The organism is Paragemmobacter amnigenus (genome assembly GCF_009908265.2).
Lineage (GTDB): Bacteria > Pseudomonadota > Alphaproteobacteria > Rhodobacterales > Rhodobacteraceae > Paragemmobacter > Paragemmobacter amnigenus.
In genome coordinates this window covers 102,107-117,938 of the sequence record NZ_JAAATX020000010.1, presented here as the reverse complement: position 1 = coordinate 117,938, position 15,832 = coordinate 102,107, and the positions used below count along the sequence as shown (strand labels likewise).

Here is a 15,832-nt window from a genome sequence, read left to right as displayed (position 1 = left end):
ATGCGCCCCGATCGTGTGACGGTGGCGCGCGGATTGCTGGCGGTGGCGCTGGCGCTGGTCGTTCTGAAGGGGGTGTTGCCGGACTGGGTGATGCGCCTGCCCGAGGGGATGGTGCTGCCCTTTGCCGACTGGATCAATGCGGGCTTTGCCTTCCTGCGCGACGATCTGGGATTGATGGCCTTTACCCGCGCCTTTGCGGATGTGGTGGAATTCCTGCTCGATGTGACGGCGAACCTGCTTTACGGCAAGTCGCGCTGGCCCGATCTGGGGCCGATCCCGTGGGTGGTGATCGCAGGCACCATGGCGGTGATCGGCCATGCGCTGGGCGGGTGGCGGCTGGCGGCGCTGTCGGGCGGGACCTTTGTCTGGATCGCGGTGATGGGCCAGTGGAAATGGGCGATGGAGACGCTGTCGGTCATCGTCGTGGCGGCGCCGCTGTCGGTGGCGCTGGGGTTGCTGGCGGGCATCGCGGCATGGCGGTGGCGCGGGGTGGAGCGGGTTCTGAACCCGCTTTTGAACATCGCGCAGTCGATGCCGCATTTCGCCTATATGATCCCCGTCGTCGTCTTCATCGGCGTGGGGCCAAAGGCGGGGGCCATCGTCACCATCATCTTTTCCGTCCCGCCCATGATCCGCATGACGATGCTGGGCCTGCGCGGCGTGTCGCCCGAGATCATCGAGAGCGGCAAGATGTGCGGCACGACGCGGTGGCAGCTGATGACGCGGGTGCGGTTGCCCGCAGCGCGGACGGAACTGCTGATCGGGGTCAATCAGGTCATCATGCAAAGCCTTGCGATGGTGGTGCTGGCGTCCTTCATCGGGATGCCCGGGCTGGGGCAGAAGCTGTTGCAACTGCTGCAGGCGCTGAAGATCGGGCTGTCGGTGGAGATCGGGATCACCATCGTCCTGCTGGCCGTGGTGCTGGACCGGCTGACCAAGGCCTGGGCGCACCGGCAGCCGGTGCATCATGCGGCGGGGGCGTCCTTTGCGCTGCGCCACCGGATGGCGCTGGTCTGGCTGGGGATCGTGGTGGCGGGGGTGATCCTTGCCCAGCTGAGCCCCTATTTCGTCGAGGTGGAGCGCAAGCAGGCGCTGAGCCTTGCGGGGCCGGTCGATGCGGTGGTGGATGTGGTCATTACGGGCGTCGGGCCGGTGACGGACTGGCTGCGCTGGTTCCTGATCACATGGGTTCTGATCCCGCTGCGTGACGGGTTCCTTGCGCTGCCCGTGCTGGCGGTCCTGATCTTTCTGGCGGGTGTCGGCTGGCGCGTGGGGGGGCAGCGGTCGGCGCTGGTCTGTCTGGCCTTCTTCCTGCCCATCGCGCTGTCGGGGTGGTGGGACCGGGCGATGATCACGGTCTACATGGTGGCGGTGTCGGTGGCGCTGGCGCTGGCGGTGGGGTTGCCGCTGGGTCTTTACGGCGCGGCGAAACCGGCGCGGGCGGGGCGGGTGCTGCTGGTCTGTGACACGCTCCAGACCTTCCCCAGCTTCATCTACCTGATCCCCGTGATCATGCTGTTCGGCGTGAATGACGTGGCGGTGGTTGCGGCGGTGATGGTCTTCGCCACGGTGCCCATCGTGCGCTACACGATCGAGGGGCTGCGCGGCGTGCCGTCCGAGGTGGTGGAAGCGGCCGAGATGTCGGGGGCGAACCGGCGGCAGGTGATGTGGCGGGTGAAGCTGCCGCTGGCGGTGCCGACGCTGCTGGTGGGGGCGAACCAGTCGGTCATGTTCGCGCTGTTCATGGTGATCATCGCGGCCTTCATCGGGACGCAGGATCTGGGGCAGGAGATGCAGCGGGCGCTGTCCACCACGGATGTGGGCAAGGGGCTGACGCTGGGCTTTGCCGTGGCCTTCATCGGGTTGATGGTGGACCACCTGTTGCTGACATGGTCGCGCGAACGGGGCGCGGCCCTGCGGACCGGAGTCTAGCGCGCGGGACCGGCGCGGGTGGCGCGCCGGTCCCCTGCGGGTTCAGTCGGCCTTGACAAAGACCTCGTCCCGCTTCTTGCGGATGGCGGGGAGGAGGACGATCACGAGGACCGCCACGGTCAGCAGCAACAGTGTCAGGCTGATCGGGCGGGTGACGAAGATCGACGGATCGCCGCGGCCGAGGATCATGGCGCGGCGCAGGTTTTCCTCGAGCATCGGGCCAAGGACGAAGCCCAGCAGGAGTGGCGCGGGTTCGCAGCGCAGTTTGATGAGCGCATAGCCCAGAAGGCCGAAGAAGGCGACGGCAAACAGGTCGAAGACATTGGCGTTCACCGAATAGACGCCGATGGAGCAGAAGGCCATGATGACCGGAAACAGCACGTGATAGGGCACCTTCAGAAGCCGCACCCACAGCCCGATCAGCGGCAGGTTCAGCACCACGAGCATGAGGTTGCCGATCCACATGCTGGCGATGATTCCCCAGAACAGCGCGGGCTGTTCGGTGGCGACATTGGGGCCCGGCACGATCCCCTGGATGATCATGGCGCCCACCATCAGCGCCATGACCGGATTGGCGGGGATGCCCAGCGTCAGGAGCGGGATGAAGCTGGTCTGCGCGCCCGCGTTGTTGGCCGATTCCGGCCCCGCGACACCGGCGATGGCACCCTTGCCGAAGTCTTCGGGGTGGTCGGATATCCGCTTTTCCATCGTGTAGGACGCGAAGGAGGCCAGCACCGCCCCGCCGCCCGGCAGGATGCCGAGGACGGAGCCGACCGCGGTGCCGCGCATCATGGGGGCGACCATCGCCTTTAGGTCCGCGCGTGACGGAAACAGGCCGCCGAGCTTTGTTCCCAGCACCGTGCGGTCCTGTTCGCCTTCGAGGTTGCGCAGGATTTCAGCGATCCCGAAGACGCCCACGGCGAGGGCCACGAAGTTCAGCCCGTCGGCATATTCGGGGATGCCGAGGGTGAAGCGCGGGGTGCCGGAATAGATGTCGGTGCCCACAAGGCCCAGCAGCAGGCCCAGCACGACCATCGCCAGCGCCTTGAGGATGGACCCGTGCGCCAGCGCGATGGCCGAGACGAGGCCGAGGACCATGAGGCTGAAATACTCTGCCGCGCCGAATTTCAGCGCGATGGCGGTCAGCGGCGGCGCAAAGAGCGCCACCAGCAGCGTCGCCACGGTTCCGGCAAAGAACGACCCCAGCGCCGCGACGGCCAGCGCCGTGCCCGCCTTGCCCCGACGCGCCATCTGGTAGCCGTCGATGGCGGTGACGGCGGAGGAGCTTTCGCCCGGCATGTTGATCAGGATGGCGGTGGTCGAGCCGCCATATTGCGCGCCGTAATAGATGCCCGCCAGCATGATGAGCGACGAGACGGGCTCGAGCTGGAAGGTGATGGGCAGGAGCATGGCGATGGTCGCCGTGGCCCCGATGCCCGGAAGCACCCCGATCAGCGTGCCGAGGATGACCCCGATCAGGCAGAAGAGCAGGTTTTCGGGGCTGGCCGCCGTGGCAAAGCCAAGCGCGAGGTTGGAAAGCAGGTCCATGGACGGCCCCTTTCAGAAGGAAAGCCACGGGCCGAAGCGCCGGAATGGCAGGCCGAGGGCATAGGAGAAGACGAGGGTCGAGAAGAGCGTGACGCCCACGGCCAGCAGCAGCGCCCAGTGCAGGCGCATCTTCAGCGAGGCAAGGCCCGCGATCAGCGTGGTCAGGAAGATCGCCGGAACAAAGCCCAGCCCGCGCACCGTGAGCCCGAAGAAGACAGGCGCGGGCAGGATGAAGAGCATCCCGCGCCATGCCAGCGTACCGGCATCCGTTGCGCTGCCGGATTTGAAGGCGTTGAACAGCACCAGCAGGCCGAAGCCCGCCAGCACGCAGGACAGCACGAGCGGGAAGTAGCCCGGTCCCATGCGGAAGGCGGTGCCGAGTTCCAGACCCAGCGATTGCAGGCCGAAATACAGGGCGAAAAGCAGGAAGAGGATGCCTGCGGCGGCATCGGTGCGGTCGACGGTTTTCATGGCAATGCGCGCCTTGGCAGGGGGAAAGGGGGCCGCGCGGCGCGCGACCCCCTGTTGGCCGGTCAGTCTGCGTAGACGCCTGCGGCTTCGATCACCGGCTTCCAGCGGGCGATCTCGGCATCGAGCTTGGCCTTCAGCGCCTCGGGCGTGGCGTCGGTGGCGGGCGAGGGGGCGGTGCCGAGTTCGGCCAGCTTTTCCGCGATGCCCGGATCGGCCAGTGCCGATTGCAGCGACTGCGTCAGGCGCGCCAGAGCCTCGGGCGGGGTGCCCTTGGGGGCGTAGAGGCCGTGCCAGACCGAGACTTCCATGTTCGCAAAGCCGCCCTCGGCCACGGTGGGCAGGTCGGGGAAGATGTCCAGACGCGCAGGCGTGGTCACGGCATAGCCCTTGATCGTGCCGCCCTTGATCTGTTCGGCGGTGTTGGTGGTCTGGTCGCACATGATGTCGATCTGCCCGCCCAGAAGTTCGGTCATGGCCGGACCCGTGCCCTTGTAGGGAACGGTGACGATGGGCGCCTCGACCGCCTGCATGAAGAGCATCCCGCACAGGTGCGAGGCCGCGCCGATGCCCGCATTGGCCATGGTGATCGTGTCGGCGTTTTCCTTCACATAGGTCACGAGCGCGGCGAAGTCGGCGGGTTCGAAATCCTTGCGCGCGACGATGGTCATGGGCACTTCGGTGACGAGGCCCACATAGTCGAACGCCTCTTGCGGGCTGTAGGGCAGGCTGCGGTAGAGCGTGGCAGAGGTCGCCATGCCGATGTGGTGCAGAAGGATGGTATAGCCGTCCGCCTCGGCCCCCGCGACCTGACCGGCGCCGAGCGTGCCGCCCGCGCCGCCGACGTTTTCCACGATAATCTGCTGGCCGAGGTCGGCGGACATGCGTTCCGCGATCAGGCGGCCCACGGTATCGGTCGGCCCGCCCGCGGCGAAGGGGACGACCATGGTGATCTGGCGGTCGGGGTAGCCCTGTGCGAGGGCGGTGGATGCGGTCAGGATCGCGCCGGTGGCAAGACCGGCGAGCAGTTTGATGGTGGTCATTCTGTCCTCCCAGACATGGCTTATGGTGCCCCGCGCGGCCTCCTCTGCCGTGCGGTTGCGATCACGAAACCGGTCGGGGCCGCGCAACGCAAAGCGGATGGCGCGGGGCGCGACGGGTTTCTCGCCCTGCACAACGCCGGATGGGTGGAAAAGGAAACATCGCCCCTGCGCGGCTGGGTGGATTCCCACCCAAGGTTGCCGCGGCGGGACGGGGTCAGTCGTCGTCTTCGCCCGGTTCGGACAGGAGGCGGCGGTCCAGCCCGTGCTTGACCATCTTTTCGTAGAGCGTCTTGCGGCTGATGCCGAGCTGTTCGTAGACGCGGCGCAGGTGGCCGCCATGGGCGGCAATGGTGCCCGCGATGACGCTGCGTTCGTAAAGCGCCACGCGGTCGGCAAGGCGGGGCGAGGGGGTGGTCTCGCCTTCGGCCCAGTCGAGGCCGAGGACCAGACGGTCGGCGGCATTGCGGAGTTCGCGCACATTGCCCGGCCAGTCGCGCGCCGAGAGCAGGGCCAAAAGGTCGGGGTCGGGAAGGCGGTCTTCGACCCCGTGGCGGGCGGCGGCCTCGCGCAGGAGGTGGAGGAAGAGGACGGGCACATCCTCGCGCCGGTCCGAAAGTGCGGGCAGGCGGAGGGTGGCGACATTGAGCCGGTAGAAGAGGTCGGCGCGGAAGCTGCCCTGTGCCACGGCGGCGGCGAGGTCGGCCTTGGAGGTGGCGATGAAGCGGACATCCAGCGCCACGGGATCGTTGGAGCCGAGGCGGGTGATGACCCGTTCCTGCAGCACGCGCAGGAGTTTGGCCTGAAGGTCGAGGGGCATGGACCCGATCTCGTCCAGAAGGATCGTCCCGCCGCGGGCATGTTCGAAGCGTCCGTAGCGGGGCCGCATCGCACCGGGGAAGGCGCCGGCTTCGTGACCGAAAAGCTCGCTCTCGATCAGGGCGGCGGGGAGGGCGGCGCAGTTGATGGCGACGAAGGGGCGGGCTGCGCGGGGCGACAGGTCGTGCAGGGCGCGGGCCGTGACTTCCTTGCCGCTGCCGGTGGGGCCGGTGATCAGGATGTCTGTCTCGGACGGGCCGAGGGTGCGGATCAGGCGGCGCAGGTCGATCATCGCCGCCGAGCGGCCGGGAAGGCGGGCTTCGAGGTCGTCACGCTGGCCTGCGGCGGCGCGGAGGCGGCGGTTTTCGATGACCAGCGCGCGGTGGTCCAGCGCGCGGCGCAGCACGCTGCCCAGAGCCTGCACCGAGAAGGGTTTTTCGATGAAGTCATAGGCCCCCCGCCGCATGGCGGTGACGGCGAGGCTGACATCGGCATGGCCGGTGACGAGGATTACGGGAAGGTCGGGGTCAAGGTCGCGGATGCGTTCGAGAAGCGTCATGCCGTCCATGCCGGGCATGCGGATATCGGTCACGATCACGCCGTTCAGGCTGGGCCCCGCGGTTGTCAGCGCCTCTTCGGCGGTGGCGAAGCTGTGGACGTCATAGCCAGCCAGTTCGAGCGCCTGTTCGGTGGAGCGGCGCATCGCCTCGTCATCGTCGATCAGCAGGATGGTCTGTTTCATTCGGCGGCCATGTCGCGGCGTCCGGCGGATTTCAGCACCACCTCGAACAGCGCGCCGCCGTCGGGGTGGTTCGACATCCGCAGGTCGCCGCCGAAATCCTTGAGGATGTTGTAGCTGATCGACAGGCCGAGCCCGAGGCCGGAGCCCACGGCCTTGGTCGTGAAGAAGGGGTCGAGGATGCGGTCCGCGATGCTGGCGGGGATGCCCGTGCCGTGGTCGCGGACGGACAGGAGGACGGTCGCGCCTTCGGCCCGTGCCGAAATGTCGATGGTGCCGCCCGCGCAACCCTCCATCGCGTCGGCGGCGTTGGAGAGGAGGTTGACGATCACCTGTTGCAGGCGCACGGGGCCGCCGCGCACGGGGGGCAGGTCGGCGGGAATGTCCAGCGTGACCGAGAGGTCCGAGGCGCGCAGGCGGGTTTCGGCAATCCGCAGGGCATCGGCCACGACGGCGGCAAGGTCGACGGGGTGGAGCTTTTCGTCGGGCTTGCGGGCGACGTTGCGAAGGTGGCGGGCGATGGTCGCCATGCGGTCGATGAGCGACAGGATGTGGCCGAGGTTTTCGCGCGCGCGGGGCAGGTCGCCACGGTCGATCAGAAGGGCGGCGCTGTCGGCATAGTTGCGCGCGGCGGCGAGGGGCTGGTTGATCTCGTGGCTGAGGGCGGCGGACATGCGCCCCAGCGCGGCGAGCTTGCCCACCTGCACCATGTCGTTTTGCATCCGGTGCAGTTCGGCATTGGCGGCGGTCAGGTCGGCGGTGCGTTCGGCCACCTGCCGTTCCAGTTCCGCCTGCGCTGCCGCCTGCATCGCGATGCGTTCGGCCAGCCGCGCGCGGCGCTGCACCAGTGCCCAGCCGAGCGAGAGCGCCCCCGCCATCAGCAGCACGACCGCTGCCACCAGAAGGCGGGCCTGCGCGCGCAGGGGGGCGGTGTCGAGGATGACATGCACGGTCCAGCCCGCCTGCGGCATGGCGCGCGTGGTGGTGACGTATTCGTGCCGCACGCCATCGGGCGTGGTCAGGGACATCAGGTCGAAGCCCGCCTCGGTGCGGGTCGACAGGTCCAGTTCCACCAGCGGCATGTCGGAATAGCGGCGCGAGGCGGTGGTGCGGGCCACACGGTCGGGCGTCAGGGGCAACAGGCCCCTGTAGCGCCAGTCTGGCTGTGTCGCCATGAAGACGATGCCTTCCGGATCGGTGACGAGGGTTTCGTATTCCCGCGCGCGCCATCCGCTTTCCAGATCGTCCACCCCGATTTTCAGCGCGACAACGCCGGTGACCTGCCCCGCATCGCCATGCACGGGGCTGGCGAAGTAGTAGCCGCGCACGCCCGAGGTGGTGCCGAGTGCGAAGAAGCGGCCCGATCCGCCTGCCACGGCCTGGGTGAAATAGGGGCGGTAGGCGAAGTTCTGGCCGATGAAGCTGTCGGGGCGATCGTGGTTCGAGGCGGCGACGGTCGTGCCGTCGGGGGTGATGAGGTAGAGGTCGGACGAGTCGATGGTGGCGTTGGTCGCCGCGAGCCAGCGGTTCATTACGGCGATGTCGGCGGCGCTGCGCGGGCCTGCGAGGAAGCGGCGCAGTTCGCTGCGGTCGGCCAGAAGCTGGGGGATGGCCTCGAACCGGCGCAGGTGGCCGTCTAGCGCGTTGACGGTCTGGCGCAGCGTGGCCTCGGCCCTGTCGCGGCCTTCGGACAGGGCGTTGTGGGTGGCAAGGCGGGCGATGGCGACGGTCACGATGAGGCAGAGCCCTGCCAGAAGGATCGCGATCCGGATGGTCGGCCAGCGCGTCATGGTTCCCTTTGCCCTTGTCCAAGGCAGAGCATGACCAATCCGGCACCGCCCGTCTAGGCGGGTCAGCGGGCGGTGCGGGAATGGAAAAGGGCGGCGGATCAATGTCCGCCGCCCCGTTCTGTCAGGCCCTGATCGGGCGGTCAGCCGGTTCAGCCGATGATGTCGGCAAAGACGCGGGACGGGCGCATGATCGCCTCGGTCTTGGCGGGGTCGGTGTGGTAGTAGCCGCCCAGATCGGCAGGTTTGCCCTGCACCGCCGCGATTTCGGCGAGGATCTTGCCCTCGTTCTCGGCCAGCGCCTTGGCGATGGGGGCGAAATGGGCGGCAAGCTGGGCGTCTTCGGTCTGGGCCGCCAGTGCCTGCGCCCAGTAGAGGGCGAAGTAGAAGTGGCTGTCACGGTTGTCGGTCTGGCCGACGCGGCCCTTGGGCGAGCGGTCGTGGTCAAGGATGCCTTGGGTGGCAAGATCGACCGCCTTGCCGAGGATGCGGGCCTTGGCATTGCCCTTCACGTCGGCGAGGAACTTGAAGCTTTCCCCCAGCGCGCAGAATTCGCCCAGGGAGTCCCAGCGCAGGTGGTTTTCCTCGATCAGCTGCTGGACGTGCTTGGGGGCGGAACCGCCCGCGCCCGTCTCGAACAGGCCGCCGCCGTTCATCAGTTTGACGATCGACAGCATCTTGGCCGAAGTGCCCAGTTCGAGGATGGGGAACAGGTCGGTCAGGTAGTCGCGCAGCACGTTGCCGGTGATGGCGATGGAGTTTTCGCCCTTGCGGATGGTTTCGAGCGAGACGCGCGTGGCCTGTTGCGGCGAGAGGATCCGGAAGCGGTCGGCCACGCCTGCGGCGGCGAGGATCGGCTTGACGTATTTGATCAGCTCGGCGTCATGCGGGCGGTTCTCGTCCAGCCAGAAGATGGCCTGGCAGCCTTCGGCGCGCTGGCGGTCGATGGCGAGGCGGACCCAATCCTCGATCGGGGCCTTGCGGGTGGAGGCGGCGCGCCAGATGTCGCCCTTTTCCACGGCATGTTCGTGCAGGATGTCGCCATTGGCGGCGATCACGCGGACGATGCCGTCGGCGGCGATCTCGAAGGTGGTGGGGTGCGAGCCGTATTCTTCGGCCTTCTGGGCCATCAGGCCGATGTTCTGCACCGTGCCCGCGGTGGCGGGGTCGAGCGCGCCGGTCGCCTTGAAGTAATTGATCGTCTCTTCGTAGACGGCGGCGTAGGAGCTGTCGGGGATCACGCAGTTGGTGTCGGCGGCCTTGCCGTCGGGGCCCCAGCCCTTGCCACCCGCGCGGATGAGGGCGGGCATGGAGGCGTCGACGATCACGTCCGAGGGGACGTGCAGGTTGGTGATGCCCTTGTCCGAGTTCACCATGTAGAGCGGCGCGCGTTCGGCCATGAGGGCGGTGATCTCGGCCTCGATCTTCGCGCCGTCGGGCATGGTGGCGATGCGGTCGAGCATGACGCCGAGGCCCGAGTTCGGGTCGACCCCCGCCGCGCGGAAGGCGTCGCCGTGGCGGTCGAAGACGGGCGCGAGGAAGGCGCGCACGGCATGGCCGAAGATGATCGGGTCCGAGATCTTCATCATCGTGGCCTTGAGGTGGATGGAGAAGAGCACGCCCTTGTCCTTGGACGCCTGCACCTGTGCGGCGAGGAAGGATTGCAGAGCCTTGACAGACATGAAGGTGGCGTCGACCACCGTGCCCGCGGGGTAGGTCACCCCGTCCTTGAGGACGGTGACGGTGCCGTCCTTGGCCACGTGTTCGATCCGCGCGGCGCCGGCCTGTGCGGCGGTCAGCGTCACCGATTTCTCGTTCGAGCGGAAATCGCCCGAGGACATGGTGGAGACATGCGTCTTGCTGTCGGCGGCCCAAGCGCCCATCGAATGGGGGTTGGCCTTGGCGTAGTTCTTGACCGCGACGGCGGCGCGGCGGTCGGAGTTGCCTTCGCGCAGGACGGGGTTCACGGCCGAGCCCTTGATCGCGTCATAGCGGCGGCGGGCTTCCTTTTCGGCGTCGGAGGCGGGGTTCTCGGGGTAGTCGGGCAGGTCGTAGCCCTGCGACTGGAGTTCCTTGATCGCGGCGACGAGCTGCGGGACGGAAGCCGAGATGTTGGGCAGCTTGATGACATTGGCGGCGGGCGTGGTGACCAGCTTGCCCAGATCGGCCAGATCGTCGGGCTGGCGCTGGGCATCGGTCAGGCGTTCGGGGAAGGCCGCGATGATGCGCCCGGCGAGCGAGATGTCGCGGGTGCCGACCGTCACGCCTGCCGCGGCGGCGAAGCTGCGGATGATCGGCAGGAGCGAGGCCGAGGCGAGCTGCGGTGCCTCGTCGACCTTGGTGACGATGATATCCGGGGCGGAGGAGTCGGTCATGTGCGGGCCTGTCTGGTTCGGATTGGGTCAGCGCTGTCCTATGGGCTGCGCGCCTGTACGGCAAGGGCCGCATCATGCCCTTCGGCAGGATGCGGCCCTGTTTGCGGCGCTTTGGCGGCCGCCTGCGACATTAAACCACTTTCACCGTCAGGCTGCCCAGCCCTTCGATCGTGGCTTCCATCACGTCGCCGCGCACCACGGCACCCACGCCCGCAGGCGTGCCGGACATGATCACGTCGCCCGCCTGCAGTTCGAAATATTCGGACAGGTAGGAGATCATCTCGGGCACTTTCCAGATCATCTGGTTCATGTCGCCTTCCTGTTTCAGCGCGCCGTTGACCTTGAGTTCGATCCGGCCCTGGGCGAGGTGGCCGGTCTTGGCCACGGGGTGCAGCGGGCCGACGGGGCCGGAACGTTCGAAGGCCTTGCCGATTTCCCACGGACGGCCGAGCTTTTTCGCCTCGCCCTGCAAATCGCGGCGGGTCATGTCGAGCGAGACGGCATAGCCCCAGACGTGATCCAGAGCCTTGTCGAGCGGGATGTTGGTGCCGCCGGATTTCAGCGCGACGACGAGTTCCACTTCGTGATGCACGTCGTTGCTGTGGGGCGGGTAGGGGAATTCGCCGCTGGCATCGAGGTTGTTGGGGTTCTTCTGGAAGAAGAAGGGCGGTTCGCGATCGGGGTCGTGGCCCATCTCGACCGCATGGGCGGCGTAGTTGCGCCCGATGCAATAGACGCGGCGCACGGGGAAGGCCCCGCCCCCGCTGACCGGAATCGTCGGGACGGGCGGCGCGGGGATCACGAAATCGGTCATGTCATGCCTCTTGCGGGAAGGAATGGAGGGGACGGTAACGCAGCGACCATTTGAAATCAATCCTGCTATGGCGATGTTTTTGGTCCAATCGAAAATCAATTTGACATTGATCCCGTAAAGAATACGTTGAAAACCGCTGAATGTACCAGAATTGGTCAACCAATGAGGAGAATTGGTTTTGCTTGATCCCGATCCCCAGACCGCCGATCCCGTTGCGCTGCTGCGCCGCTTCATCACGGAGCGCGGCTATGAGCGGGGTGGGAAGCTGCCGCCGGAGCGGCATCTTTCGGACGAGCTAGGGCTGTCGCGCGCCACGCTGCGCAAGGCGCTGGATGCGCTGGAACGGGACGGGCTGATCTGGCGGCATGTGGGCAAGGGCACCTTTGTGTCGGACGGGACCGCCGCCGCGCGCGCGCCGAGCGGGGCGATGGTGGAACTGGGACGGCAGCTCACGCCTTTCCGCATGATGCGGGCGCGTCTGGCGATCGAGCCCGCGATCGCGCGCGAAGCGGCGGTCAATGCCTCGGGCGAGACGTTGCAGAAGATGCAGCGCGCGGTGGAGCGCGCAAAGGCGGCCACGACATGGAAGGAATACGAGGAGCAGGACGACATCTTCCACCGCTCGGTCGCCGAGGCGGCGGACAACCTGCTTCTGCTGGCGCTGTTCGACCAGTTGAACGAGGTGCGCCGCGCGGTGGCGTGGGGAAGCGTGACGCGCGAGAGTGCGCGCCCCTCGCCGGATCATTCGAGTTTTGCCGAACACGACGCAATCTCCGCGGCCATCGCCGCGCGCGATGCGGGCGCGGCCTACGAGGCGATGCGTCGCCATCTTGGGTCGGTCTCGCGGCGGCTGTTCGGCGAGGCGTGAAGGGCAGGGGAGACTGATACCGGCAAGGGGACGGCAAGAGCCCCGACCGGACCAAGGAACAGTGACCGGATTCTCAGGGAGGAGAGCCATGAAGATGTTTTTTGCCAAGTTGGCCGGTGCCGCGCTCGCGACCAGCATGATCGTGTCCGCCGCACAGGCCGAAACCATCCGTATCGCGCTGGCAGAGCCGCCGTCGGACGAGATGGCCGCGTTCTTCGTCGCGCTTGACCGCGCCAAGGCGGCGGGCGTCGACTATGAATGGACGGCCTTTGCCGAAGAGGAACTGGCGATCCAGGCCGTGCTGAGCGGCGACATGGATATCGCCTTCGGCACGCCCTATTCGGCGATGCAGCGGTCCAAGGCGCCGGTGCGGATCATCTTCCAGCTGTCGCGTCTGGTGTTCTTCCCGGTGGCGACGAAGCAGTATGAAACGCTGAAAGACCTGAACGGCGTGCCGATCATGCTGCATTCGCGGGGCGGCGGCACGGATGCCATCGCCAACGTGATCGAAAGTCGCGAGGGCATCACCTTCGGCGAGCGGTCCTATGTGCCGGGGTCGGACAAGCGCGTGGTCGCCATGCTGGCCGGTCAGGCGGAGGCGACGATCCTTGACCTGTCCAACCGCAACAAGATCATCGCCGAGGCGGGGGACCGCTTCAACAGCCTGCCCATGTTCGAGGTGAAGGCCAGCGACGAGGCGCTGTTCGCCAATCTCGACTGGATTAAGGAAAACGAAGAGGCGGTGAACACGCTGGTCAAGTCGCTGCATTCGGTGTGGCAGGACATGTCCAAGGACCCGACCATCATCAGCCGCGAGACCGATCCCGAAGGCCCGATCGGCCAGTTGCCGGCCGAGGTTCTGGCCGAACTGGACGGGTTCTACACCGAGGCGGTCGCGGGCGGGCTTTATGACCCGAACGGCGGCGGACGCGAGGCGGCGGCGGCGGACCTTGAGTGGTACGCGCTGTCGGGCCAGCTGGAAGGCGATCCGGCCACGCTGAACCCCGAGGACTTCTGGTACTTCGCGCCGCTTGACGCCGCGATGAAGTAAGTCCCGACGACACGAGCCGCCGGTGCGATGCGCCGGCGGCCCCTTCCCGAAGCCGCGGCGGAACGGAGCCATGAAGAACAGATCCCTTTACCTGAAGCTGCTGTCGGCCGCGATCGTGTTCGGTGCGTGGGAAATCGCGGGCCGGATTCCGGTGAGCTATGCCTTTCCGACCTTCATCGATTCGATGCTGGCGCTGTTCCGGATGATCTTTGACGGGTCGATGTTCGTCGCCTATGGCGAGACGTTGCGCCCGCTGGTGGTGGGGGTTGCCATCTCGGCCATCACCGGCATCGGGCTGGGCCTGTGGATCGGGCTGAGCTCGCGCTTCGACTGGCTGTTCTCGCCCATTTTCATCGTCATGCAGGCGGCGCCGCTGGCCGCGCTGATCCCCATTCTTGTGATGGTCTATGGCATCGGTCTGACCTCCAAGGTCTTTGTCGTCTGCATCATGGCGATGCCGGTGATCGTGCTGAACACCGCATCGGCGGTCCGCAATACGCCCGGGTCGCTGAAGGAGATGGCGCGGTCGTTCCAGGCGCGGGACAGTGACGTTCTGTTGAAGATCATCCTGCCCGCCGCGTCGCCCGTGATCTTTTCCGGCCTGCGGCTGGGCGTTTCGGCGGGCTTCATCGGGGCGATCCTGTCGGAACTGAAGATCACCCCCACCGGCGTGGGCGACATCATCACCTACAGCCGGTCCATCGCCGATTATCCCAGCATGTATGCCGCCATCTTCTCGATCATCCTTTTGGCGGTGATCTTCCTGAACCTGCTGGAAAAACTGGAAAACGTCCTCTTCGAAGGGAACAACCGTGGATATGTCTCAGATTAAGCCAGATGCACGGTCGACCGTGTCCGCAACCGATATCGCCGTTTCCGTCCGCAACGTGTCCAAGGTCTATGGCGATGTGCAGGCGCTCAAGGATCTGTCGCTGGACTTTCCGCGGGGCGAGCTGACGTCGCTGCTGGGGCCGTCGGGCTGTGGCAAGACCACGCTGCTGAAGATCATCGCGGGGCTTCTGCCCGCCACGTCGGGCCAGATCGAGGTGAACGGAAAGACCGTCACCGGACCGGGGCCGGACCGGTCCTTCGTGTTCCAGGATTTCGCGCTGCTGCCCTGGGCAAGCGTGATCCGCAACGTGGCCTTTGGCCTTGAGCTGCGCGGGGTGGCGAAGTCCGAGCGCGAGGCGATTGCCGAGAAATACATCCGCGAGGTGGGTCTGGCGGGGTTCGAGAAGAAATATCCGCACCAGTTGTCAGGGGGCATGCGCCAGCGTGTCGGTCTGGCGCGGGCGCTGTCGGTGGATGCTCAGGTGCTGCTGCTGGACGAGCCGTTTTCGGCGGTGGACGAGCAGACGCGGCGGAAGTTCCAGGAGGACCTGCTGCAACTGGTGCAGAACGAGAAGAAGACCTTTATCTTCGTGACCCATTCCATCGAGGAGGCGGTCTATGTGTCCGACCAGATCGCCATCCTGCTGCCGCGGCCCAGCCGCGTGTCCGAGATCATCCGCCCCTCGAGTTTCCGCGACAAGGGCGTGGACAACATCCGCCGCGATCCCGAATACCTCGACATCGTCGACCGTATCTGGGCATCGCTGCGCAGCTATGTGGAGTGAGGGGGCATGACCGTCTGGGGATACAGGCTGCCTGCGCTGTCGTCGCTCATCCTGTGGGCGCTGTTGTGGGAGGTGGTGGGGCGGCTGGAGTTCACCTTCTTCATCCCGCCGTTTTCCGAGGTGCTGGTCACGCTGGTGGCCCTGCTGCCGACCAAGGCGTTTCTGGGCGCGCTGTGGACCACGGCCTATGCCTTCTGGGCGGGGGTGTTCTTTGCCATCGTGATCGGGATTCCGGTGGGCATCCTGATGGGGAAAAGCCGGATTCTGGACGAATTGCTGCTGCCTTGGGTCAACATCTTCCTGTCGGCGCCGCTGACGGCGCTGGTGCCGGTGCTGATGGTGCTGTTCGGCTTCGGGACCAAGACGGTGATCATCACAACGGCGCTGTTCGCCATCTGGATCATCATCCTGAACGCGCGGGCGGGGGTGCGGCAGATCAACCGGTCGCTGGTGGAAATGGCGCGGAGTTTCGGGGCATCGCCGCTGGATGCGTTCTTCAAGGTCTATTTCTGGGCGGCGCTGCCGGAAATCCTGGGCGGGGTGCGGATCGGGGTGATCCGCGCGGTCAAGGGCGTGATCATCGGGCAGCTGCTGATTTCCATCGTGGGCTTCGGCGCGCTGTTCGAGCTTTATTCCAGCAAGTTCCTGATGGCCGAGTTCTGGGCGGTGCTGATCGTTCTTTTCGGTCTGGCCTTTGTCTTGTCCGAGTTCCTGGCCTATCTCGAACGGAAGGTTTCCTATTACGCCGCCTCCCGCTGAGACGGGACGGGGCAGA

Annotated in this window: 13 protein-coding genes; 6 read left to right on the top strand and 7 right to left on the bottom strand. The window is 66.6% G+C overall.

The window, feature by feature from the left end:
• Positions 1–1,932: an ABC transporter permease gene (locus GU927_RS14790; RefSeq protein ID WP_232489226.1), complete on the top strand. Its 1,932-nt coding sequence runs from the start codon at positions 1–3 to the stop codon at positions 1,930–1,932.
• Between the two features lie 42 nt (positions 1,933–1,974).
• On the opposite strand, the gene GU927_RS14785 is transcribed toward GU927_RS14790, so the two are convergent.
• The 7 genes from GU927_RS14785 to GU927_RS14755 all read right to left on the bottom strand — a co-directional run bounded on the left by GU927_RS14785 (position 1,975) and on the right by GU927_RS14755 (position 11,522).
• Positions 1,975–3,480, bottom strand: coding sequence for a tripartite tricarboxylate transporter permease (locus GU927_RS14785; RefSeq protein ID WP_161763211.1), 1,506 nt, complete (start codon positions 3,478–3,480; stop codon positions 1,975–1,977).
• A 12-nt stretch (positions 3,481–3,492) separates the two neighbouring features.
• A complete protein-coding gene (locus GU927_RS14780) occupies positions 3,493–3,951 on the bottom strand; it encodes a tripartite tricarboxylate transporter TctB family protein (protein ID WP_161763210.1) in 459 nt (152 codons plus the stop codon).
• A 62-nt stretch (positions 3,952–4,013) separates the two neighbouring features.
• Positions 4,014–4,991: a tripartite tricarboxylate transporter substrate-binding protein gene (locus tag GU927_RS14775; protein WP_161763209.1), complete on the bottom strand. Its 978-nt coding sequence runs from the start codon at positions 4,989–4,991 to the stop codon at positions 4,014–4,016.
• A 214-nt stretch (positions 4,992–5,205) separates the two neighbouring features.
• Complete coding sequence (locus tag GU927_RS14770) at positions 5,206–6,549, bottom strand: sigma-54-dependent transcriptional regulator (protein WP_161763208.1); 1,344 nt, start codon at positions 6,547–6,549, stop codon at positions 5,206–5,208.
• Positions 6,546–8,336 carry a sensor histidine kinase gene (locus GU927_RS14765; protein ID WP_161763207.1) on the bottom strand — a complete coding sequence of 597 codons (1,791 nt, stop codon included), beginning with the start codon at positions 8,334–8,336 and terminating at the stop codon, positions 6,546–6,548. Before GU927_RS14765 ends, GU927_RS14770 begins: the two co-directional genes overlap by 4 nt.
• A gap of 149 nt (positions 8,337–8,485) precedes the next feature.
• A complete protein-coding gene (locus GU927_RS14760) occupies positions 8,486–10,708 on the bottom strand; it encodes an NADP-dependent isocitrate dehydrogenase (RefSeq protein WP_161763206.1) in 2,223 nt (740 codons plus the stop codon).
• 130 nt (positions 10,709–10,838) lie between these two features.
• On the bottom strand, positions 10,839–11,522 hold the full coding sequence (locus GU927_RS14755; RefSeq protein WP_161763205.1) for a fumarylacetoacetate hydrolase family protein: 684 nt from the start codon (positions 11,520–11,522) through the stop codon (positions 10,839–10,841).
• Between the two features lie 178 nt (positions 11,523–11,700).
• Here GU927_RS14755 and GU927_RS14750 point away from each other — a divergent pair, with 178 nt between their 5' ends.
• The 5 genes from GU927_RS14750 (at position 11,701) to GU927_RS14730 (ending at position 15,816) form a co-directional block, all read left to right on the top strand.
• Positions 11,701–12,390, top strand: coding sequence for a FadR/GntR family transcriptional regulator (locus GU927_RS14750; RefSeq protein WP_232489225.1), 690 nt, complete (start codon positions 11,701–11,703; stop codon positions 12,388–12,390).
• A gap of 88 nt (positions 12,391–12,478) precedes the next feature.
• Positions 12,479–13,441, top strand: a complete 963-nt coding sequence (locus tag GU927_RS14745; protein WP_217765682.1) for an ABC transporter substrate-binding protein — start codon at positions 12,479–12,481, stop codon at positions 13,439–13,441.
• 70 nt (positions 13,442–13,511) lie between these two features.
• Positions 13,512–14,273, top strand: a complete 762-nt coding sequence (locus GU927_RS14740; protein ID WP_161763203.1) for an ABC transporter permease — start codon at positions 13,512–13,514, stop codon at positions 14,271–14,273.
• Positions 14,274–14,292: 19 nt separating this feature from the next.
• Positions 14,293–15,057, top strand: coding sequence for an ABC transporter ATP-binding protein (locus tag GU927_RS14735; RefSeq protein WP_232489224.1), 765 nt, complete (start codon positions 14,293–14,295; stop codon positions 15,055–15,057).
• Positions 15,058–15,063: 6 nt separating this feature from the next.
• A complete protein-coding gene (locus GU927_RS14730) occupies positions 15,064–15,816 on the top strand; it encodes an ABC transporter permease (RefSeq protein ID WP_161763201.1) in 753 nt (250 codons plus the stop codon).
• Positions 15,817–15,832 lie beyond the last annotated feature (16 nt).

Coding starts and splice junctions, on each gene's coding strand:
- GU927_RS14790 (WP_232489226.1), top strand. CDS start 1: ATGCGCCCCGATCGTGTGACGGTGGCGCGCGGATTGCTGGCGGTGGCG.
- GU927_RS14785 (WP_161763211.1), bottom strand. CDS start 3,480: ATGGACCTGCTTTCCAACCTCGCGCTTGGCTTTGCCACGGCGGCCAGC.
- GU927_RS14780 (WP_161763210.1), bottom strand. CDS start 3,951: ATGAAAACCGTCGACCGCACCGATGCCGCCGCAGGCATCCTCTTCCTG.
- GU927_RS14775 (WP_161763209.1), bottom strand. CDS start 4,991: ATGACCACCATCAAACTGCTCGCCGGTCTTGCCACCGGCGCGATCCTG.
- GU927_RS14770 (WP_161763208.1), bottom strand. CDS start 6,549: ATGAAACAGACCATCCTGCTGATCGACGATGACGAGGCGATGCGCCGC.
- GU927_RS14765 (WP_161763207.1), bottom strand. CDS start 8,336: ATGACGCGCTGGCCGACCATCCGGATCGCGATCCTTCTGGCAGGGCTC.
- GU927_RS14760 (WP_161763206.1), bottom strand. CDS start 10,708: ATGACCGACTCCTCCGCCCCGGATATCATCGTCACCAAGGTCGACGAG.
- GU927_RS14755 (WP_161763205.1), bottom strand. CDS start 11,522: ATGACCGATTTCGTGATCCCCGCGCCGCCCGTCCCGACGATTCCGGTC.
- GU927_RS14745 (WP_217765682.1), top strand. CDS start 12,479: ATGAAGATGTTTTTTGCCAAGTTGGCCGGTGCCGCGCTCGCGACCAGC.
- GU927_RS14740 (WP_161763203.1), top strand. CDS start 13,512: ATGAAGAACAGATCCCTTTACCTGAAGCTGCTGTCGGCCGCGATCGTG.
- GU927_RS14730 (WP_161763201.1), top strand. CDS start 15,064: ATGACCGTCTGGGGATACAGGCTGCCTGCGCTGTCGTCGCTCATCCTG.